Origin of the sequence: Paraburkholderia sp. IW21 (assembly GCF_041321145.1) — a bacterium.
Classification (GTDB): Bacteria; Pseudomonadota; Gammaproteobacteria; order Burkholderiales; family Burkholderiaceae; genus Paraburkholderia.
Genome location: NZ_JBGGWA010000001.1, coordinates 49,491 through 72,223, shown reverse-complemented (window position 1 = coordinate 72,223; position 22,733 = coordinate 49,491). Strand labels below are relative to the sequence as shown.

Genomic DNA, 22,733 nt, shown 5'->3' with positions numbered 1-22,733 from the left:
AGGTATAAAACGTTGGGATCGGGGTGCATCAAAAACATGAAAAGCATTACGCACCCCGTAGCTCTGTCCTCCGTTTAGAAGGTGGGTTCCATTTAATTTTCGACCTGCGGCAATGCTATCGAGGCGCCGAACACCTGTGCGCGACTCGTTGTTTGCGATTGAACTTAGGACGCCGTTTGCCAAAGGCCTTGATGCAGAGGGCCGCGAGCGGGAGAGAGGGAATTGAAGGCGTGCCTTGGCAAGCGCGGAGAAACGTCCCGCTCTCGATTAACGCGTGTGACGCGATGACGCATCTAATTCGGACTGCTGCGTTTATTGAATTTAACGGTTGGCAACAGTGAGCGGCTCACGGCTTAAGCGCGGCTCCGATGCTGTGTTGCTCGCCATTGACCGGGCGCGAGGCCAAAACGTCGCGTGAATGCGTGCGTGTAGGCGCTCTGATCGCCGAAGCCGATTTCAAGGGCGATATCGGTCAACGAAAGGCGCGGATCGGAAAGCAGGGTGATCGACGTGTCGAGACGCAGGCGCTGCAAATAGCGATGCGGTGTCTCGCCGAAGGCGTCGATAAAAAGCTGGTGAAAGCGCCGCATGCCGAAGCCGCAGTGCGCGGCGAGATCGGCGATACGCAGCGGCTCCGACAGATGTACGCGCAGCCAGCGGTCGATGCGGGCGAAATCGAGGCCGGCGCCGGGTGCTTGTGCCCCGGACATCGCGGTGCCTGCGTCAGCGACCAATGCAGCGCCCAGTCGTGCGGCGGCGTCCCATTGAAAACGCCGCGTATTCAGATCGTCGCCTTGTGTTTCGCCGATAGCACGCGCCGCGATCCGATGCACGAGTTGCGTGAGCGAGGCATCCACCGTCACTGCGCGCGCGCGGTCGAACAGACGTTCCGGCACGGCCAGCGAGGCGGCCGGCAGATCGAGCACCAATTGCCGGTTCTCGCCGATGCCCGCGTAATCGTGCCGCGCACCGGCCGGGATGAGCCAGGCGGAGCCGGCGTCGATCTGTTGCGCGACGCCGTCTACCGCCATCACCATCGCGCCGTCGAGTCCGAGCACGACCTGATGAAAGTCGTGCACGTCCGACGCTTCGATCGCGCCGTAACGGCGCAGCGAAACGCTAGGTGCGGTGACGGCGGCGTGGCTCATCGGCGAAGCGTGCGTGCAAAAAACTGCGAAAAACTTAGACGCCGAGCAGTTCGACTTCGAACACGAGCGTCGCATTCGGCGGAATCACGCCGCCCGCGCCACGCACGCCGTAGCCGAGTTGCGGCGGAATCGTCAACTTGCGCGTGCCGCCGACCTTCATGCCTTGCACGCCTTCGTCCCAGCCCTTGATGACCATGCCGCCGCCCAGCACGAACGCGAACGGATCGTTGCGGTCCTTGCTCGAGTCGAACTTCTGGCCGTCGGTCAGCCAACCCGTGTAGTGCACGCTGACAGTCTTGCCGGCAACCGCTTCGGCGCCGGTGCCTTCAACGATATCTTCGTACTTCAAGCCGGATTCAGTAGTCACAGTCGACATGTGTCGCTCCTCAGGTCAAATTGTAAAAACCGACATTGTAGGCGTGTTGACGATGCCCCGCCGAGGATTGCCGCGTGGCATGCGGTTTGCGTCCACGTTGGCCGCCCGGCCAGGCTGGCTGTGCCGGGTCGCATGCCTATAATGGGGCTTCTTTCAATATTTCGTGAACTGCCTGAGAGGGCTCGATCGTGACAACGTCTTCCACCGGGACCGCCGGCGAACCGCCGGTTTCTTCAGGCCTTGCCGTATCCGAACGCACCGCGCATCTGCGCGCGGAGACTGCGCTATTCATGCGCGACCACGTGCTGTCGCTGGTTTCGCACGATCTGCGTGGTCCGTTGAACGCCATCCATAGCTGGGCGTATGTGCTCGAGCGCAAGCTCGACGCGAACGACGCCAACTCGCAGCGCGCCGTCACCGGCATTCGTAACGGGGTGGAGCAGCAGGTGAAGCTGCTCGAGACGATCGTCGACGCCACGCGCGCCGAAACCAAGTCGCTGGCGCTCGCCTATGCGCCGTTTCCGCTGCATCCGCTGCTCGACGAAACCGTGGACGACGTCCGCGCAGGATTGGCACGCACGCGCGGCGTCGAGATCACGTTCGACTCGCAACTCGCTACCGAGCAGTTAAACGGCGACCGTGAGCGCCTGGCCGCCGCGCTGTGGGTGATGCTCACGTTCGCCGTCGAAGCGAGCGCCGAGGGCGCCGTGGTCACGCTGGCCGCCCGTGTGGAGGCCGCCACGTGGCACGCCACTGTCACTTTCAAGCAGAGCGCCGCTGCGCTGGACGATCCTTCCTTGCCTCATTTGCTTGAGGCCTTTGCCCGCAAACAGGCGAGCGAACCGCGCGAAGCCAAACGAATCGCCTGGGTGTTCGCGCTTTGCAAGCGGGTCGCGGAAGCACACGGCGGCAGTTTCGAGCAAAGCGACGCAACTGATAGCGAAGCCGCCACGCTGGCGCTGCACGTGCCGTTGAATGCGACGACCGCGGCGTGAACGCCGGCTGTCGAGGGGCGTCCTTGTGCGCGATTAACTTTCATCGACCTTTCGCGCTCTATACTGACAACTTTTGTCGCCGGAGCCCCTCGCTTTGATCCAGGTTGTCGCCCTTATTGGTGCGTTGTTTCTCGTTGCCCTCAACGGTTTTTTTGTCGCCGCCGAATTCGGTCTGGTGAAGCTGCGGCAGACGCGCGTGCAGAGCCTCGCCGCCAGGCACGGCATGCGCGGACGCTTGCTGGCCAAGGTGCACGGGCGGCTCGACGCGTATCTGTCCGCCTGTCAGCTCGGCATTACGCTGGCGTCGCTCGGGCTTGGCTGGATCGGTGAGCCGGCGTTCGCGGAACTGCTCACGCCGGTCTTCAGCCTGCTTGGCGTGGAGTCGGAGAAGCTGATTCACGGCATCTCGCTGTTCTTCGCGTTCTCGTGCATTTCGTTCCTGCACATCGTGGTGGGCGAACTGGCGCCGAAGTCGCTGGCGATTCGTGAGGCGGAGAAGGTTTCGCTGTGGGCCGCCACGCCGCTGTACGGCTTTTACTGGGCGATGTATCCGGCGATCTGGGTGCTCAACACCAGCGCCAACGCGGTGCTGAAGCTGGCGGGGCTGGACGCGGACCACGGTCACGACTCGCATTATTCAACCGACGAACTCAAGCTGATCTTGCGTGGCCGCCGCGCCAACGTCGTGACTGAGCTCGGTGCGGCGGACGGCGCATACAGCCAGGACGAATGGAACACGATTGCGCACTCGCTGGATTTTTCGCGCATGACCGTCTCGGACCTGATGCGTCCGTCCCATGAAATGATCGGCTTGCGGCGCGATCTGCCGTTGCGCGAAAACATGCAGATGGTGGCGCGGCATCGCTTCAGCCGCTATCCGTTGTTCGAAGACGCGGCCGGCGAGCGCGTGGCCGGCATGATTCATTTGAAGGATTTGCTGCTGGCGCGGCACGCGGGGAGCACGCTCGACGACCTCTCCGACTATGCGCGGCCGGTGCAGTACGTGAAGCCGGATATGCCGGCGCTCGAACTCTTTCGCCGGTTCCGGAAGGGTGCGCCGCATTTTGCGCTGGTCGGGCGCAAGAACTCAATGCCGATCGGCTTTCTGACGCTCGACAATCTGCTCGGCGCGCTGGTTGGGCAGATTCACGACGAATTCCGGCAAGGCGACGCTGACTGGACACGCATGGACGACGGCACGTTGATGGGCAAGGGAAGCTTGCCGGTAGTGTCGTTGGAACGTGCGTTGGGGATCGATATTGACGAGGGCAAGGCCGAATCGGTTGGCGGTCTCGTGATTCAGGCACTCAACGATCTGCCTGCCGAAGGTCAGAGGATCGAGTTCGATCACTTCGACGTGGTGGTCAAGAAGATGAAGGGGCCGCGTATTGTGCTCGTGCGCGTTTATCCGAAGACCTTCGACGACGAAGGCGGCTAGGATTTCAGGCCGGTCCGTCCGCCTGCGGCAAGCAACAGCGCTTGCCGGCGCAGGCAACGGACCGTAGCGCCTGGACCTTCTAAAAATCGCGGATCAACTGCGTGGCACGCCGTCCTCCACCAACACCGCAATCGGCATCGCTCCCAAGGCATCGCGCAGATACAGCAATCCGCCTTCATCGACCTTAGGCGCCGCCGGACTCAACCAATCGAACAACGCCCGCCCGGCCAGATCGGCAGGTACCTCGATTGCCGTATCGTCCCATTTCGCCGGATCGACCATCGGCAAATCGCCCGTGTCTCCGAGCAGCCCGGCAGCAAGCCGGCTCGCCACGACAACCGCCCATGCGTTGCCATGCCGCCGCGCGAACGCGATCACATTCGACGCATGCGCGCCACGCACCACCAGCGGCAGATACGCACCTTGACTCAGCAACTCCGGCACATGCGCGCGCAACGCAAGCACGCGCTGCACCACCGCGAGCTTCACGCGGCCATCGCGCCAGTTCGGCAAAAACTCAGACGGCGGCGTTTGGGCCAACCATGCCTCGCGTTGCGCAAAATCGACCGGCCGGCGATTGTCCGGATCGACCAGGCTGAAGTCCCACAACTCCGTGCCCTGATAAAGATCGGGAATCCCAGGCGACGCGAGCCGCAATACCGTCTGCTGCAAACTATTGAGCGCACCGGCGCGCCCAATCCGCGCGACGAAAGCCGACAACTCGCGCAAGAAACCGTCGCGCCGCTGCGGCGCCAGAATGTCGAACAGGAAATCCCGGCAGCCGGCCTCATACGCTTCGTCGGGCGCGAGCCAGTTGGTCTGCAGCTTCGCTTCCCGCAGCGCCTTCAGCTGCCATTGCGCGACGCGTTCGGCCAGTTCCTTGACGCCGGCTTCGTCGTCCGGCTTTAAATCCGGCGGCCAGCAGCCCACCAGCGTCTGATACAGCATCGCTTCGGCCGCGGGGCCAGGCGCCCAGTCATAGCTTGTGTCCTGACCGACGCTGCTGATCGGGGTGCCGTCGAGCGCACGCCGGTGCGGCGCGTTCAGGGTCGACCACGCGCGCAACGTCGCGCTCCAGTCGTGAGACATCTCGCTCAACACCGCCAGTCGCGCACGCACGTCTTCACCGCGCTTGTGGTCGTGCGTCGCCGTGGCGAGCATGGCGTGAGGAAAGCGCTGCGAACGCGCCAGATTCCCCGCATGAAACTGCTCGACTGACAACGCGAACTCGCCCGGGTCCGAGCCGACTTCGTTGCGCGACAGCAAACGTCCGTAGCGATAGCACGCCGTATCTTCCACCGCCTTCGCGGCGACCGGCGCGGTCAATTGCGAAAACAGTGTTTGCGCGGTGCGGCGCGCGGAACCTGCATGGCTCGGCGGCGCACCATTCTGGCCCTGCTGCAGCGACGTATTGACCCGCGCGTTCGGCACTTCTTCGGCGCTGCCGCCAAGCCATGCGTTCACGCGGTCGAGCACGACATGATCCGCGCGCGAAAGCGTTTCTCTCGCGCCTGCCAGCGCCTGCTCGAAGAAAACATTATCGGCAGCACTACGCAGTCCGTTCTGCGGATAGATCCGATACACCGGAAAATGCACGACCAGTTCGGTCAGCACGCGCCGCAGTGCGGTGAAGGTGAAATCGCGTGTGGTCAGCGAATCGCGGGCAATGCGATGCAACGCACGCGCCGCGCGGTCCAGTTCCGCCGAAAGGTTTTCCGCGAGAATCTTGCGTCGCGCGGCCAATGCCTCGTCGGCAAAGCGCGGGCTGCGGCCGGTGAGTTCGGTCCATGTCTGCGCAAGCGGCTCAGCGCCGGCAGGATCGTGCAGCAGCGCGCCCATGTCGCTCATGAAATCGTAGCCGGTCGTGCCGTCCACGGGCCAATCGTCACGCAGCGGTTCGCCACGGCCCAGGATCTTTTCGACGACAACATACGGCGTGGTGTCGCGCAATTCAGTCAGGCGCTGCCGCAGACGCTGACAGTACTCGCGCGGCTCAGCGAGACCGTCGATGTGGTCGATCCGCAACCCATCCACCACGCCTTCCTGATACAGACGGAAAACCAGCGCATGGACAGCCTCGAACACTTCGGGCCGCTCCACGCGCACGCCAGCCAGCGTCGAAATGTCGAAGAAACGCCGCCAGTTCACTTCATCCGCAGCGGTGCGCCACCACGCGAGCCGGAAGTGCTGCCGTTCGATCAGCCGGTGCAAACGGTCACGCGTCACCGGATCTCCAGGTGCATACGCTTGCAGCACTAACTCGATCGAAGCGTCGCCGTTTTGCGCGACGAACTCGCGCAGCACCTCGCGTCCTTCGACTGCGCGCGGCTGATCGGCGGGCTGTGTCGTCAGGCCCTGGAAGCGTTCGGCCAGTGCGCTGAGATCGGCACGGTCGGCGCTTTGCAGAATCGGCGCGTAATCGGCTGGGCACACCGGAAACACATGCGGCCCATAGCCGATATAAAAGCGCCCGCTATCGGCCGCGAAATGCAGCCCAATCCGGGCTGCCGCGAGTTCTTCCCCGTACGGCGCACCGAGGGTCGGCACCAGTACCTTGCCGCGCAAGGCGGGATCGGGCGAATGCCAGTCGACATCGAAATGACGCGCGTACGCGCTGTGCCGGCCCCATTCGAGGATGTCGAGCCACCACGCGTTGCTCGAGCCGCCGACGCCCATATGGTTCGGCACCACGTCGACGATCAATCCCAGGTTGTGCGCGTGCAGTTTATCGACGAGGCGCTTGAGGCCGGCCTCGCCGCCACATTCGGCGTTGACCTGGGTGTAGTCGACGGTATCGTAGCCGTGCATCGAGCCCGGCTCGGCGGTGGTGATGGGCGACGCGTACACGTGGCTGATGCCGAGTGCGGCGAAGTATTCGACATGCTTCGCGGCATCGTCGAAGGTAAAGCCTCGGTGGAATTGGAGGCGAAGCGTGGAGCGCGGAACGGTCATGGCGTATCAGGCTCCGAAGAAGCGTTGGAAGAAGCAGGAACGGTTGCGGTGCGGCGAGCGCGATCGACAGTCAGGAGGCGATCGCTGAAGGTGTCGTCTTCGAACAATTCGTCGACGGGCAAGGTCACGCGACGGCGCCAGTTCGGATGCTCGTCGATCGAGCCGGGCAGATTCGGTTGCTCGACATGGGCGAGCAGATCTTCGAGCGGAAACGTGACGAGCGGACCGGGTGTGGCGGCAACAAACGCCAGTGCTTCATCCACTGGCGCGTTGTCGGGCGGTGGCGCCTCGACCTCAGGCGCGGCCACGCCGGCTTGCTGGAACGCGCGCCACAGCAGCGCACGGTCTTCGGCGCGCTCTTGCTGCGCGGCTTCCTCGGGATCGCGGCCATCGGCGCGCGCCATCGTCTGACCAATCTTGTTGCGCCACGTAATGTCGCTGCCGCGCCACCAGCCCGCCACGGTCGGCAGATCATGCGTGGTCGTGGTGCCGACGGCGTTGCGGTCCCACGCGTGCGGTGGTTTGAAACACTTGCCGCCTTCCGCACTTTCAAACCACAGCACGCGAATGCCCGCGATGCCGTGCTCGTCGAGCCGCTCGCGAAAACCGGGCGGCACGGTGCCGAGATCTTCGCCGATCACGATCGCGCGATGCCGCCACGATTCGAGCGCGATCAGCCGCAGCATATCTTCGAGCGGATAGCGCAGATAGGCGCCGTTGCGCGCGCTTTCGCCCTCGGGCACGAGCCACAGGCGCCGCAACCCAAGAATGTGGTCGATGCGGATACCGCCCGCATGCGCGAACGCCGCGCGCAGCATGTCGATGAATGCGGAGAAGCCCTGGGTGCGCATTGCTCGCGGCGAAAAGGTAGTGAGGCCCCACGCCTGTCCGGCCTGGTTGAACAGATCGGGCGGCGCGCCAACTGAAACGCCTTGCAGCATATCGTCGCGATACGACCACGCATGGCTGCCGGCGCTATCGCATCCCACCGCGAGGTCGGCGATCAGGCCGACGGCCATGCCGGCATCGCGTGCTGCGTGCTGCGCGTGCGACACGCCCTTGGCGGCGAGCCATTGCAGGAATAGATGGAAGTCGACCTCGTGGCGATGGGCTTCGGCGAAGGCCTCGACTTCCGGGCTGCGCGGATCGCGCAACGCCTCAGGCCAGTTACGCCAATGACCGTTACCGCCTTCTTGCGAGAGTTGCACCGCCTGCAGGGCTTCGAAACGCGCATGATCTTCGAGCGCACGTCCGGCACGCTCGCAGAAACCGTGAAATTCGAGCGCGTGCGGCGTACCTTGGGTGCGTTCCTGCGTGCAGAAATTCTCGTACAGCGCGCGCAAAACCTTGAGCTTCAACACCACCGCGTTCGGCCAATCGATCAGCGGCAAGTCTTCGAATCTCGACCATGCGTCGGTCGCCTCTGTGGCCTCGAGCGCGGCGCGCGCGGCGGGGGCGCCGAACACCGCGGCGGGATCGATATGCGTGACGTTCAGCCACAAGCGCGACGACGGCGAATACGGGCTGAAGCGGTTCGGCTCCGCGCTGAACATCGCGTGCGTCGGACTGACAGCGAGCGCATGGGCCCCCCGCTTCGCGCTTTCGACCGCCATCTGCGCGAGGGCCGAATAGTCGCCGATGCCGCCGTCGCCCGTGCGGCGCAAGCCGTACAACTGCGCGGCGATGCCCCATAGCGGCTGTGTCTGCGCGGATTCGCCGTGCAGCGTGCGCCATGCATCGGCGGCCGTATAACAGCGTGACGGCGCAACGGCCAGCGTCACGCGTTGCTCGTTGATGACCAGGGTGTGATAGCCGGGCTCGTCGATCGGTGCGAGCAAGGCTTCCTCGCCTTTGGGCGCCGTGAAGCGGCCGTCGATGATCGAGCCGCTTTCGAGCTCGACCCGATAATGGCTGCCGGATTTGATCGCCGCGGCAGGCAGCGCGATGCCGCGCTCGACCTCCGCGGTCATCAGCGGCGGCAATTTTCGACCGGACAGTTCGGCTTCGAGCGCGGCGGCGCTTTGCCGGATTTGCGTGGCGTTGGCGCACGGCAAACCCATCCGTTCGAGCAGCACGGCGAGCGTGTTCTCGGGCACATGCTGCGTCGTATGATGCGCGTCCCGCCACTCGACTTCGAAGCCGGCGCGAGCGGCAAGGGTAACGATCGTATGGGTCGGACGTCGGGTAGCACTCACGTGTGGCGCTCCTGTTGGCCCGCGATGCGAGCATCGTGGCCGATGGCATAGTCGCTGACGTCGCCGGTCAGCCACGCGACGAACGCGTTCGACGGCAACACCTTGGCGTCGATCTGCTCGCGCACGCGCGGCGGCGTTTCGAAAATCACTTTGCCGGCGGGCAGATCGGGGAATCTCACGCTCTCCTTCGAGAGATTCAATGCGATCGACAACGTCTCGCCGTCGCCGAGTTTCCAGCGGGCAGTCAGCGCATTGGCGTCACCGCCGGTTTCACCGGTCAGCACGGTCGCGTCGAGTGCCTTGCCGTGCTTCAGACGCGGTGTGATCAGCTTTGCTCGAACGGCCAGCGCGGATTTGTAGAAGTGCATCCAGTCGAGCCGGTCTTTTGCGTCGTCGTTTTGTGCGGGTGCCTGAGCAGGCTCAGGCGAGGACGACGCGGCAAAGGTCTTCACGTCGTTCGGATCGGGAATCTGCGCGCGCCGTTTTTCGTCGTTGAACGATGAAAAGCGCGCGAATTCGCGGCGTCGTCCTTCACGGACGGCGTTGGCGAGATCGCCGCTGTAGTCGGTGAAGAACAGGAATGGCTGGGTCGAGCCGTATTCCTCGTCCATGAACAGCAGGGGGATTTGCGGGGACAACAACAGCAAGCCGGTGGCGGCGCGCAATGCATCGTCCGACGTCAGCTTGCGCAGGCGCTCACCGAATGCGCGGTTGCCGATCTGATCATGGTTCTGCAAGAACATCACGAACGAGGTGGGCGGCAGATGCTTGCTCGATTCGCCGCGCGGCGCGCCGTCGTGAATCGGCGACGGCTCGCCCTGGTACGTGAAGCCCTCCGACAACACGCGCGCGAGGCGGCGAATCGGCTGGTCTTCATACGCGTGGTAATAGCCTTCGGTTTCGCCCGTCAGCAGAACATGCAGGGTGTTATGCGCGTCGTCGTTCCATTGCGCGTTGAAATGCGTTTCCAGCAGGCTTGCGCTGTTGTGTTCGTTTTCCAGCACCAGATGCACATGCCGGCCGTGCTGCACTTTCGCGCGGATATGGTCGGACAATTCACGCAGCCACGCATGATTGTCGATGGCGTGCACCGCGTCGAAACGCAGCCCGTCGAGGCGATATTCGTTGATCCAGTAGACGGCGTTGTCGGTGAAGAAATCGCTGACTTCGCTGCGCTCGAAGTCTATCGCGGGACCCCACGGCGTATGCGTGCCTTCACGGAAAAAAGAGCGGGCGTATTCGTGCAGATAGTTGCCCTCCGGGCCGAAGTGGTTGTAGACCACGTCGAGAAAGACCATCAGGCCGAGGCCGTGCGCGGCGTCGATCAGCGCTTTCAGTTCTTCGGGGCGCCCGTACGCCGAATCGGGCGCATACGGCAGCACGCCGTCATAACCCCAATTGTGCTTGCCGGGAAAGTCGTTCAACGGCATCAACTCGATGGCGGTCACGCCGAGGGCGGCGAGCGCCGGCAAACGTTTCTGCACGCCCGCATAGCCGCCCATCGCGCCGACGTGCAACTCGTATAGGACCGTTTCTTCCCACGGGCGGCTGTGCCAGTTCGTATGTTCCCAGCGATACGCACGCGGGTCGATCACTTCGCTTGGACCGTGCACGTCCTGGGGCTGGAAACGCGACGCAGGGTCGGGCACCGCATGTTCACCGTCTAGCCGGAAGCGATACAGCGTGCCCGCGCCGCCATCGACGGTTGTTTCGAACCAGCCGTTGGCGGTCGGCGTCATCTCGTGCGTGCCTTGAGCCGGTCCGTTTTCGATTGCCACTTGTACGGTCTTGCACGAGGGCGCCCAGAAGCGAAACCGGGTGCGCGGGTTCGCGCCCGCGGCGCCCAGCAACTGGGCGCCGAACGGCAGGCAATGCGCGTGATGATGCGCATGAGGATCAATCGGACTTTCGGACATGATTCGTCACCATTCGGTTTGCTTTCAAGCTGCGTCTTGCGTTTGACCCGTGTATTAAAGCTGGCCAATGCGGATGCCCAACGCGGATGCCCAACGCGTCACGACGCCACGGCCTTGCCATGCTGCACGTGCGGCCTACGTGGTTGGCGATGCTTCGCCGCGCGGCGGATGCGCACCCGGATCGGGCGGCAGGGCAGTCAGCAGCCGTGGCCCATGCTGCGCGCCGGCCTTCCAGCCCGCCTGCCAATCCGCTTCGCCCACCGGTTGCGCGGCCATCATCACGAGGCTATGCGCGGCCACTTCGACTTCTGAAACCGCCAACCGGTGCGGCGCGCTTTCCGGTCCCGCAGTGTCTAACAGCACATGCCATTCCAGGTGCGGTGCGGGAGGCGTAAACCGCAGCGTTTCCTCGGCTGCGTTGAGCATCATCAACAATACTTCCGTTTCGCCATTCAAGCCTGGACCTGCGCGCCGCAGCGTGAACGCGCGGCCTTCGGGATCCTGCCAGGCTTCGATGGTGAGCGGGTCGCCGTGTTCGTCGAACCAGCCGACATCGAACAGGCCCGGCAACACTTCGCGGTCGCCGAACAGAAAGCGCGTCTCGCGCAGCAACGGATGCTGTTTGCGCAGCGCGATCACGCGTGCGACGAACGCGGTCATCTGGCGGCCATCGGGCGATGCCGCGCGCGCCCAGTCGAGCCATGATAGTTCGTTATCCTGGCAGTACGCATTGTTGTTGCCGTTCTGCGTGCGCAGCGATTCGTCGCCTGCCAGCACCATTGGCGTGCCGAGTGCCATGAGTAGCGTGGCGATCAGCGAGCGGGCCACGCGTTTGCGGGTTTCGAGTATGACCGGATCGTCGGCCGGCCCTTCGACGCCCCAATTGCGGCTGCAGTTTTCGTTGTGACCGTCGTTGTTGTCCTCGCGATTCGCCTCGTTATGCTTGTGCTCATACGCGGCGACGTCGGCGAGCGTAAAACCGTCATGCGACGTGACAAAATTGACCGATGCCCACGGTTTCCTGAAGCGCCGGTTGAACAGATCGGCCGAGCCGGTGAGACGCGCGGCCAGATCGGGCCGCAGCCCTGCGTCGCCGCGCCAGAAGCGGCGCACGGTGTCGCGAAACCGGTCGTTCCACTCGCCGAAGCCGGGCGGATGATTGCCGAGCTGATAGCCGCCCGGGCCGATGTCCCATGGCTCTGAAATCAGCTTGCGTTGCGACAGGATCGGGTCCTGGCGCAACGCGTCGAAAAAACCGGAGCCGGGGTCGAAACCGTGTTGCTCGCGGCCGAGCGTCACGCCGAGATCGAAACGGAAACCGTCGATATTGAATGCCGTCGACCAGTAGCGCAGCGAATCCATCACCATTTGCAGCACGCGCGGATGCGGCAGATTCACGGTATTGCCGCAGCCGGTGTCGTTGATATGGTGGCGTTCGTCGCCGGGAATCAGGCGGTAGTAGCTTGCGTTGTCGAGGCCGCGCCACGAGATGGTCGGCCCCATCTCGTTGCCTTCGCAAGTGTGGTTGTAGACCACGTCGAGAATCACTTCGACGCCGGCCGCGTGCAATTGGCGCACGGCGATGCGCATTTCGTCGAGCCTGTGTGTGCTCAGATACGACGGCTCCGGTGCAAAAAATGCCGCAGTGTTGTAACCCCAGTAGTTGTGCAAGCCGCGCGCCACCAGAAAGCGGTCGTTCAGAAACGCATGCACCGGCAGCAATTCCACGGCGGTCACGCCGAGCTTCAGCAAATGCTCGATGAATTCCGGCGACGCCAGCGCGGAGAACGTGCCGCGTTCATGCTGGCGCAAATCGGCGCGCAGCATCGACGCGCCGCGCACATGCGTCTCGTAGACAATGGTTTCACCCCACGGCACATTCGGGCGATTGTCGTGCGACCAGTCGAATGCTTCGTCGATCACGACGCACTTCGGCATGGCCGGTGCCGAATCGCGCCGGTCGATGGAAAGGTCGGCGCGATTCGAATGCACGCGATAGCCGAACAGCGCATCTGACCAGCGAAATTGCCCCACCAGTTTGCGCGCATACGGATCGAGCAACAGCTTGTGCGGATTGAAGCGATGCCCATGCTGCGGCTGATACGCCCCATGCGCGCGAAAGCCGTACGCCGTGCCGGGATGCGCGTTGGGCAAGTAGCCGTGCCAGACTTCGTCGGTGCATTCAGGCAGCGTGAAACGCCTGAGTTCCTTGCGACCGGTGGGATCGAACAGGCAAAGCTCGATTTTCTGTGCGTTCGCCGAGAACACCGCAAAGTTGACACCGAGGCCATCCCAACTGGCGCCAAGCGGATAGGGCGAGCCGGGCAGAAGCCGGTCGGGCATTGCATGCGACATGTTCCCCTTCCTTGTTCTGATTTATGAACGCTCTCGTGGGTCTTCATGCAACGAGCGCGGGGTGTCCCGGCCGCGCGCTCGCCTTACAGCAGTTCTCTCAATCGGCGCGTAGCACGATCGTCGCCAAAGGCGGCAATGTCAGCGCGGCGGAATGCGGCCTGCCGTGGCTCGAGATTTCGTCGGTGTGAATCAGGCCGCCGTTGCCCATGTTCGAGCCGCCGTACACACCGGCATCCGTATTCAGCACTTCGGCCCAGCGGCCGCCGCGCGGCATCCCCATCCGGTAGCCGACCCGCGGCACCGGCGTCATATTGCACACCACCACCAGTTCGCGGCCCGCGCCGTCGGTGCGCCGGTAGGCATACACGCTGTTGCCGCTGTCGTCGCCGATCAGCCATTCGAAGCCGCCCGGCTCGCTGTCGAGCAAATGCAGCGCGGGCTCCTCGATATACAGATGGTTCAGGTCGCGCACCAGCTTCTGCACACCGTGATGGTTCGGGTCGTCGAGCAGATGCCAATGCGGCGACGTGTCGTGATCGAATTCCGCCATCTGGCCGAATTCGCCGCCCATAAAGAGCAGCTTCTTGCCGGGATGCGTCCACATGAAACCGAAGTACGCGCGCAGGTTGGCGAACTTCTGCCATCTGTCGCCGGGCATCTTGCCGAGCAGCGAGCCCTTGCCGTGCACCACTTCGTCGTGCGAAAGCGGCAGCACGAAGCGCTCGGAATACGCGTACACCATGCCGAACGTCATCATGTGGTGATGGTATTGGCGGTAGACCGGATTTTCTTCCATGTAGTGCAGCGTGTCGTGCATCCAGCCCATGTTCCACTTGAACTGAAAACCGAGGCCGCCGTCTTCGACGCGCGCCGTCACGCCAGGCCACGCCGTCGACTCTTCGGCGATCGTGATCGCGCCCGGCACGCCCGGCACATAGCCGACCTCGTGATTCAACCGCTTCAGAAACGCGATCGATTCGAGGTTTTCCCGTCCGCCATAGATATTCGGTACCCACTGATCGGCGGCGCGCGAATAGTCGCGATACAGCATCGAGGCGACCGCGTCCACGCGTAGCGCGTCGACGTGATAGCGCTTCAACCACGCCAGGCCCGATGCCACCAGGAACGCGCTCACCTCGTTGCGGCCGAGGTTGTAGATCATCGTGTTCCAGTCCTGGTGATAGCCTTCGCGCGGATCGGCGTGCTCATAGAGCGGCGTGCCGTCGAAGTCGATCAAACCGTGCGCGTCGTTCGGAAAGTGCGCCGGCACCCAGTCGAGAATCACGCCGAGGCCCGCCTCGTGTGCCTTGTTGACGAACGCGGCGAACTGCTCGGGCTTGCCGAAGCGCGCGGACGGCGCGAATTGCCCTAAAGGCTGATACCCCCACGAACCGCCGAACGGATGCTCGGCGATCGGCATGAACTCGACGTGGGTGAAGCCCATGCTTTTCGCGTACGGAATCAATCGCTCGGCGAGTTCTTCCCAGGTGAGACCGCGCTGACCTTCTTCGGCGACGCGCAGCCACGATTCGGCATGCACTTCGTAGATCGAGATCGGCGCGCGCGGCGTCTGCTTGTCTGCGCGCGACTGGATCCAGTCGTGATCGGTCCATTGAAACTGTTCGATCTCGTCGACATGCGCGACCACTGAGGCGGTGCCCGGCGGCTTTTCCGTTTGCATTGCACACGGATCGGCCTTCAACGGCAGCGGGTGGCCGTCGCGGGACAGCAGCTCGTATTTGTAGCGTGTGCCCGCACCGACGCGCGGCACGAACAGTTCCCACACGCCGGCCTGATGACGCAACCGCATCGGATGACGGCGGCCGTCCCACGCATTGAAGTCGCCGACCACCGACACGCGCCGCGCATTCGGCGCCCATACGGCAAAGCGCACGCCCGGCACGCCGTCCACTTCCATGGGACGCGAGCCGAGACATTCGAGCACGGCATAGGGGTCGCCGCCGGCGAGACGCCCCAGGGGCTCGTCGCCGAGAACGGCGCCGAACGAATACGTGTCCTCGATTTCCTGCACGGTGCCGTGCCAGTCGATGCGCAGGCGATAAGGCGCCGCCGACGTCACGCGGCCGGCAAACAGCCCCGGCCTGAGCTGTTCGAGTTCGCCAAGTGTCGCGCCGTCCGCGCGGGAAATAACGGTGACATGCGAGGCGTTCGGCAGCAACGCGCGCACCACCGGACCCGCGTCCGTTTGATGCAGCCCGAGCTGCGAAAAAGGATCGGGGTGACGCGCTTCGACGAGCGCGTCGATCTCGAGTGGCTGGAGGCCTGCGGCCGGATCATGTTCACTCATAGTCGCCCTCGGCCGGATTAGGCGGTGCGTGGGAGGATGGATCGTGCTGCGGCGTGCCGGTATCGCCGAGCAACCGGCTGGCGAGCGCGGCGAGGCCGCGTACCGGCAAACTGAGCCACGTCGGGCGGTTGGCCGCTTCGTAACGGATTTCGTAGGCGGCTTTCTCGATCAGGAACAGATCAAGCAAGGCCTGTTCTGCCTCCGACGCCACCAACGGCCGTTCAGCGGTTGCAACGGCGACGCGGTACTCTTTTAAGAACGTTTCCGTGGCGTGCACGCGGAAGCGGTCGAACAGCGCGCGCTTGCGGTCGGCGGTTTGTTGCGGCGCGCTTTCCATGGTGGATTGCGCTGCCGCGCTCGCATACGACAGCGAGCGCATCAACCCGGCCACGTCGCGCAACGGGCTCGACTTCTGGCGCCGCTCTTCGAGCGTGCGCGCGGGCTCGCCTTCAAAGTCGATCAGATACGCGTCGCCTTGCGCCACCAGCACCTGACCCAGATGGAAGTCGCCGTGAATGCGCGTACGCAGGGCGCCCGCATCGCCCGACACCAGCTTGCCGACGGCGTTGACCAGCGCGGCGCGGCGGTCGATCAGGCTTTGTGCCAACGCTTTGGTGTCCGGATCGCTCATCTGCTCGACGCGCGGCGCGAGCAGATCTAGCGCGCCGGCGAGCATGGATTGCGTACCGTCGACCCACGCCTTCACCTGCTTGGCACTGGCGGGTTCCGGCGCGAACGCCGGGTCGTCGGAAGGCGACGCGAGTGCCACGTGCAATTCGCCAAGCCGCCTGCCGATGATGCCCGCCAGCGCGCTGTAGCCTTCCACGAGAATCGCTTCGTTGTCGCGATCCGGCGATGGCGCTTCCGTATCGACGGCGATGGCGAGCTCGTCCACCGAGCGGCGCAGATAGTCGAGCGACCAGTTCCAGGCGTCGCCCTGATTGTCGATATAGCCTTGCAAGATGGCGAGCGTATGCGGCACGCCTTCGGGATCGACGCGCACCACTTCACCATACAGCGGCGCGGTATTCGCGTAGCCGAGCTGGGTCAGATAGCGGCTGATTTCCGCTTCCGGATGAATGCCGCTCACCAGACGACGGACCAGCTTCAACACTGCCGCATCGGCGATGATCAGCGAGCTGTTGCTTTGTTCGGCCGCCAGCCAGCGGATTTCGGGCCGCTCGCCGAGATCGTCGAGTTCGGCGAAACGCTCGGTCGGAATGAAGTTGATGTCGCTCTTCTGCACGGTCGTCACGACGGCGCGTTCGCGCAGCTTGCGCAGCACGCCATGGGCGAAGATCGGCAGCGCGAAAGCGTCCGTCAGATGGCCGACGTTGCGGCCGCGGCGCACGCGTGCCAGCGCCAGTTGCATGAACAGCGGGAAGGTCGTTTCGCCGCCCCACGTGATCGCGATCGGCACGACATAGCGTTCGGTGTGATCGCCGACGTCCGCTTCGATTTCAGTGAAGGCGAAGCCGCCGTTCGGAATCGTAGTGAGCGCGGCAAGGCGCACCGCATGCATCTTCTGATCCTTCGATGCAAACCAGCGGCGCCGGCTCAGCCACGACGGCAACACTTCGGATTCGAGCAGGCGCACGTTCTCCGGGGTCGGGCCGACCTGGCCTTCGCGGATCACGATCGTGACGAATTCCGGCAGCGGTTCCGAATGTGCCTGGGCCCACGTCGGACGCTGGCCGCCTTCGCACAGCATGAACCACAGGAAGCCGTAGGGCGGGAAGGTCAGCAGATAAGTCAGCTGGCCGATCGCCGGGAACACCGAATCGGCGGTCATTTCGATCGGCACCGAGCCATTGAATTCGGATAGATCGAGTTCGACCGCTTGCGGTGCGCGCGACAGATTCGCCACGCACAAAATCGGCGGCTCGCCCGGCATCTCGCGCAGATACGCGAGAATCTTGCGGTTTTCCGGCTTCAGGAAGCGGATCGTGCCGCGTCCGAAGGTTTGCTTCGCGCGGCGCGTGGCGAGCATGCGCCGCGTCCAGTTCAGCAGCGAATGCGGATCGCGGCTTTGCGCTTCGACGTTGACCGCATCGAAGCCATACAGCGAGCCCATCACCGGCGGCAGCACCAGTTGTTCAGGATCGGCGCGCGAAAAGCCGCCGTTGCGATCCGACGACCATTGCATCGGCGTGCGTACGCCGTCGCGGTCGCCGAGGTGGATGTTGTCGCCCATGCCGAGCTCGTCGCCGTAATAGATCACGGGTGTGCCAGGCATGGACAGGAGCAGCGAATTGATCAGCTCGATGCGCCGTCGATCGCGCTCCATCAGCGGCGCGAGGCGCCGGCGAATGCCGAGGTTCAGCCGCGCGCGGCGATCGCTTGCGTACGTGTTCCATAGATAATCGCGCTCGGAATCCGTGACCATTTCCAGCGTCAGTTCGTCGTGATTGCGCAGGAAAATCGCCCATTGGTTCGACTCGGCCAAATCCGGCGTTTGCCGCATGATGTCGGTGATCGGAAAGCGATCCTCGCTTGCAATCGACATATAGATGCGCGGCATCAACGGAAAGTGGAATGCCATGTGGCATTCGTCTTCGTCGCCGAAATATTCTTTCACGTCTTCCGGCCACTGGTTTGCTTCGGCAAGCAGCATCCGGTTCGGATATTCGGCGTCGATGGTCGCGCGGATTTTCTTCAGCACCGCGTGCGTTTCAGGCAGGTTCTCGTTGTTGGTGCCTTCACGTTCCACCAGATACGGCACCGCATCGAGCCGCAGCCCGTCGATGCCCATGTCGAGCCAGAAGCGCATCACCTGCAGCACTTCCTTCAGCACGGCCGGATTGTCGAAGTTCAAGTCGGGCTGGTGCGAATAGAAACGGTGCCAATAGTAAGCGCCCGCGACCGGATCATGCGTCCAGTTCGACGGTTCCGAATCGATGAAGATGATCCGCGTTTCCTGGTACTTCTGATCGGTATCGGACCACACGTAGTAGTTGCGATGATTCGATCCCGGCTTGGCGCGGCGCGCGCGCTGAAACCACGGGTGCTGATCCGACGTGTGGTTGATCACCAGTTCGGTAATCACGCGAATGCCACGCGCGTGCGCTTCCTGAATGAAGCGCTTCACGTCGGACAGCTGGCCGTAGTCCGCATGCACGTTGCGGTAATCGGCGATGTCGTAGCCGTCGTCGCGGCGCGGCGACGGATAGAACGGCAGCAGCCAGATCGCATTCACACCGAGTTCGGCAATGTAATCGAGCTTCGCGATCAGGCCCGGAAAATCGCCCACGCCGTCATTATTCGCGTCGAAGAACGACTTGATGTGCACCTGATAAATGATCGCGTCTTTGTACCAGAGCGGATCGTCGCTCAGGGCGGCGGGTTTGCCGCGCCGATGCGAACGTGCTTTGGCGGCGCTGCCGGTGGTGGCGCTCGTATGGGCTTGCGACGTTGCTTGTGCTGGATCTTCACGCTTCATGTCGCACCTTCCGTGGGGGTTGGGTTGCCAGCGTCTGCGTGATAGTCGCTGTCGGCGTCATCCGGGCGCTCCGCGGGCAGGCCGCCGAGCGGCGCGATGCGCCAGATCGAAAACGGCTGGCCCGAGCCGAGCCGGACGTGCTGCCAGCGGCCGTGCCATTCGAAGCGCGCACCGGTCATCTGATCGGTCACTTCCAGCGCGCCATGGTCGTGCAGGTTCCACTGCTGGAAAGTGTCCCACGACAATTCAATGTCCGCGCCCTGTTCGTTGAACGGATCGAGATTGATTGCAACCAGGATCACGTTATCGCGCGCTTCGGTTGCCTTCTCGAAGAATAGGATGTTGGCGTTGTGCGCGGGCAGGAACGTCAGGCCGAGATGCGTTTGCAGCGCCGGATTCGCGCGGCGAATCCGATTCAACGCGCTGATCTCGCCGACGATGTTGCCGGGCCGGTTCCAGTCCCACGCGCGCAACTGGTACTTCTCGGAGTCGAGATATTCCTCGCTGTTCGGCAGCGCGGCGGCCTCGCATAGCTCGAAACCGCTATACACGCCCCACAAACCGGCCAGCGTCGATGCCAACGCCGCGCGAATCAGAAAGCCCGAGCGTCCCTGTGACTGCAAATGCCGCGGATTGATGTCCGGCGTATTGACGAAGAAGTTCGGCCGGTAGAAATCACGCGCACCGGTTTGCGTGAGCTCGGTCATGTACTCGATGAAATCGCGCTTCGACTCACGCCACGTGAAGTACGTATAAGACTGCGAGAAGCCGATTTTGCCGAGCCGGTTCATCATGCGTGGCCGTGTGAAGGCTTCGGCGAGGAAGATCGTGTCGGGATAGCGCGCACGCACGTCGCCGATCGCCCATTCCCAGAACGGCAGCGGCTTGGTGTGCGGATTGTCGACGCGGAAAATGTGCACGCCCGCTTCGATCCAGAACAGGAATACGTCGCGCAGCGCGAGCCACAAATCGGGCTTGGCATCGTGCGCATAGAAGTCGGGATTGACGATGTCCTGGTACTTCTTCGGCGGATTCTCCGCGTAACGCAGCGTGCCGTCGGGGCGCCAGGCGAACCACGTCGGATGCTCCTTCAACCATGGGTGATCCGGCGAACACTGGATCGCGAAGTCGAGCGCGATTTCGAGGCCGTGCGCGCGCGCGGCGGCCAGCATTTTCTTGAAGTCGTCGAGCGTGCCGAGTTCGGGATGCACGGCGGTGTGGCCGCCTTCTATCCCGCCGATCGCGTACGGGCTGCCTACGTCCCCCGGTTGCGCGTTCAGCGTGTTGTTGCGGCCTTTGCGGTTCGCGAGGCCGATGGGGTGGATGGGCGGGAAGTACAGCACGTCGAAACCCATGTCGCGGATGCGCGGCAGTTTCGTGACGACGTCTGCGAAAGTACCGTGGCGCGATTCGTCGTCGCTCATCGAACGCGGGAAGATTTCGTACCAGCTGGCGAAGCGCGCGGCGCTCCGTTCGGCGTCGATCTTGTAGATGACCGGATCGCGGCTCAGGAACGGCCGGTGACGCGCGGCGGTCATCGCCTTCGCCGTGGTCGGTGCGAGGATCAACGCGAGCTTCGTTTCGGCATCGGCCTTGGTGAAGGCCTTGACGATATGTTCGAGCGGTTCGGTCACGGCGCCTTCCGCCGTTTCCACTTCGGCGAGCACCAGCGCGAACAGATGCGTGGCTTCGTCGAGTTCGAGTTCGACGGTTTGGCCTGCCTTCAGCTTCTTCTGGATATGTTCGACCAGCGAGGCAAAGTCGTCGCGCCATGCGATCACGGTGAATTCGTGGCGGCCGAGGCGCTCCAGCGGAATGCGCGCTTTCCAGATGTCGAGGCCGGCCGGCTGTGCCGGGCTCATCGGTACTTCGTGCCAGGCGGTTTCGTCGGCGGCGCGCCAGATGACGGCGGCGGCGATCTTGTCGTGACCTTCTGCGAAGATCGCCGCGCTGATCTCGGCACGCTCGCCCACCGTGCGCTTGGCCGGAAAGCGTCCGTTATCGACTGACGGCGTCACGCTCTCGATCGCCACGCGCGGCGCGTTGATCGCTTCGAGCACGGTCTTGCGTCCGCTGCGCTTGCTGTTTCCCTTGTCGATCGGCGGCGCGAGACGGATCGGCTTGTCGGCTGCCGCGCGGAACAGGCGGACCGCGCCGGGGGCGAGCGTGAACGGTATCAATGTGGCGGGCGAGGCATGCCCGGGTGCATCGAGCGGGACAAAGCGCGTGAAATTGCCCGGCACGCCCGTGAGAAAGCGCGCCGGATCGACACGCAGGGGTGCGCCGAGTTCGGGATTGATGGCGATCAGAATGGCTTCGCCGGCATCGCGCAGATCGGGTGTGTCGGCGCGCAACAAGACGGCTGCGGGCGCACCGGGCCCGCTTAGCGGGCGCAATTCGCCGTTGGCGTGTAGCGCCTTCGTAGTGCGCACCACCGCGTTCGCGTGGCTGATCGGTTCCGAGAGATCGAATTGCTTCGACTGACAGGCCACGGCGAACTGCGAAGCGTCACCGCGCGTCTGCGACATCGGCTCAGTGATGCCGTACTCGAAGCCCATCGGCATCATCCAGCCGGTGCCGACGGAAGCCGACGCGAACAGCGCGCGCCGGTAAGCCCGCTCGACGATGGCGGCGTCGTGCACATCGCTTAACTCTGCGGCGAGGCGCGTGCCGTAGGGCGCCTCGGGAAAGGCAATCGGTGCGCCGAGGCGTGCGAGGGCGGCATGCTCTTCGACCATCCAGCTCGAGCGGAAGTCCCACCAGCGCACCGACGAGAAGACGCTGTCGAAACCCGCGCCGTCAAGGCTGAGCAGATCGTCACGGGCGAGACCCGGGGTTGCGGCGAGGAAACGCACGTGGGGGTGCCTCGCGCGAACCGCGTCGCCGAGTTGCCGCCAGGCGGCAGACGGCACGCGATGCGGCGAATCGAACCGGAAGCCGCCGACACCCGCATCGGCGAGCGCCAGCAGTTGCCGCGTCCACCAGTCGACCAGCGCCGCGCGGCTGCCTGCGTCGTTGAAATTCGCGTACGCGACGTTGTCCTCGCGATGCACATGGCGCGGATCGAGCCGCGCCTCGTCAGACTCGAATGGATGGAACCAGCCGGCGTGTTCGGCGTACAGCGCGCCATCGGCGGCCATGCGATCGACCACCAGATCGACCAGCAAGGTCAAGCCGTTCTGGCGGGCAGCGTCCGCCAGCGTGCGGATCGCCTCGGTGGCTGGTTGCTGGGTCTCGAACACCGGATGCAGCCGGGCATGGTTGCCCACCACCTGTCCGTGACTGGCTTGCCCGGGCTCGAAGAGGCTGCCGATCAGCGCATGATCGAAGCCCAGCGCGGCCGCGTGAGCGAACTGCGCAGGCCATGCAGCGAGCGGTCCAACGAGAAGTGAATGAAAAAAGTAGATCCGCGGCGCGTACCCGTTTGGAGATTCCATCGGTCGTTTCCAGATTCGTCCTGCTGCGGTGTGGATGCAAGTGGCATGCGATCACAGCGCTCATTGGCTTCCAGAGCCGGATACCGCGCGATGCGTGAAGCGAGGCGCGTACTGGTCAATGTAGTGCAAAGATCGTCACGCCGCTGGCCAGCAGCGGGTGCTTTGACGCCAGGC

11 protein-coding genes are annotated in these 22,733 nt (G+C 63.8%); 2 read left to right on the top strand and 9 right to left on the bottom strand.

Going from position 1 to position 22,733, the window contains the following annotated elements:
- Positions 1 to 353: 353 nt before the first annotated feature.
- Positions 354 to 1,148: a helix-turn-helix domain-containing protein gene (locus ACAX43_RS00315; RefSeq protein WP_370706437.1), complete on the bottom strand. Its 795-nt coding sequence runs from the start codon at positions 1,146 to 1,148 to the stop codon at positions 354 to 356.
- Between the two features lie 34 nt (positions 1,149 to 1,182).
- A complete protein-coding gene (locus ACAX43_RS00310; protein WP_027803023.1) occupies positions 1,183 to 1,524 on the bottom strand; it encodes an FKBP-type peptidyl-prolyl cis-trans isomerase in 342 nt (113 codons plus the stop codon).
- A 188-nt stretch (positions 1,525 to 1,712) separates the two neighbouring features.
- On the opposite strand from ACAX43_RS00310, the gene ACAX43_RS00305 reads away from it, so the two are divergent.
- Together ACAX43_RS00305 and ACAX43_RS00300 are read left to right on the top strand one after the other, a co-directional pair.
- Entirely contained in the window at positions 1,713 to 2,519 is an 807-nt protein-coding gene (locus tag ACAX43_RS00305; protein WP_370706436.1) for a sensor histidine kinase, read from the top strand.
- Positions 2,520 to 2,613: 94 nt separating this feature from the next.
- Positions 2,614 to 3,957, top strand: coding sequence for a hemolysin family protein (locus tag ACAX43_RS00300; RefSeq protein WP_370706435.1), 1,344 nt, complete (start codon positions 2,614 to 2,616; stop codon positions 3,955 to 3,957).
- 93 nt (positions 3,958 to 4,050) lie between these two features.
- On the opposite strand, the gene treY is transcribed toward ACAX43_RS00300, so the two are convergent.
- From treY to ACAX43_RS00265, 7 genes are all read right to left on the bottom strand, one after another.
- Entirely contained in the window at positions 4,051 to 6,909 is a 2,859-nt protein-coding gene (gene treY / locus ACAX43_RS00295; RefSeq protein ID WP_370706434.1) for a malto-oligosyltrehalose synthase, read from the bottom strand.
- Positions 6,906 to 9,104, bottom strand: a complete 2,199-nt coding sequence (gene malQ / locus ACAX43_RS00290; protein ID WP_370706433.1) for a 4-alpha-glucanotransferase — start codon at positions 9,102 to 9,104, stop codon at positions 6,906 to 6,908. Before malQ ends, treY begins: the two co-directional genes overlap by 4 nt.
- Positions 9,101 to 11,020 carry a malto-oligosyltrehalose trehalohydrolase gene (treZ, locus tag ACAX43_RS00285; protein ID WP_370706432.1) on the bottom strand — a complete coding sequence of 640 codons (1,920 nt, stop codon included), beginning with the start codon at positions 11,018 to 11,020 and terminating at the stop codon, positions 9,101 to 9,103. The genes malQ and treZ overlap by 4 nt, the downstream gene beginning before the upstream one ends.
- 135 nt (positions 11,021 to 11,155) lie before the next feature.
- Positions 11,156 to 13,375 (bottom strand): glycogen debranching protein GlgX, encoded by a 2,220-nt coding sequence (gene glgX / locus ACAX43_RS00280; protein ID WP_370706431.1) that lies wholly within the window; start codon positions 13,373 to 13,375, stop codon positions 11,156 to 11,158.
- A gap of 97 nt (positions 13,376 to 13,472) precedes the next feature.
- Positions 13,473 to 15,683, bottom strand: coding sequence for a 1,4-alpha-glucan branching protein GlgB (gene glgB / locus ACAX43_RS00275; protein WP_370706430.1), 2,211 nt, complete (start codon positions 15,681 to 15,683; stop codon positions 13,473 to 13,475).
- Complete coding sequence (treS, locus tag ACAX43_RS00270; RefSeq protein WP_370706429.1) at positions 15,676 to 19,122, bottom strand: maltose alpha-D-glucosyltransferase; 3,447 nt, start codon at positions 19,120 to 19,122, stop codon at positions 15,676 to 15,678. The genes glgB and treS overlap by 8 nt, the downstream gene beginning before the upstream one ends.
- Entirely contained in the window at positions 19,119 to 22,559 is a 3,441-nt protein-coding gene (locus tag ACAX43_RS00265) for a maltotransferase domain-containing protein (RefSeq protein ID WP_370706428.1), read from the bottom strand. The genes treS and ACAX43_RS00265 overlap by 4 nt, the downstream gene beginning before the upstream one ends.
- Positions 22,560 to 22,733 lie beyond the last annotated feature (174 nt).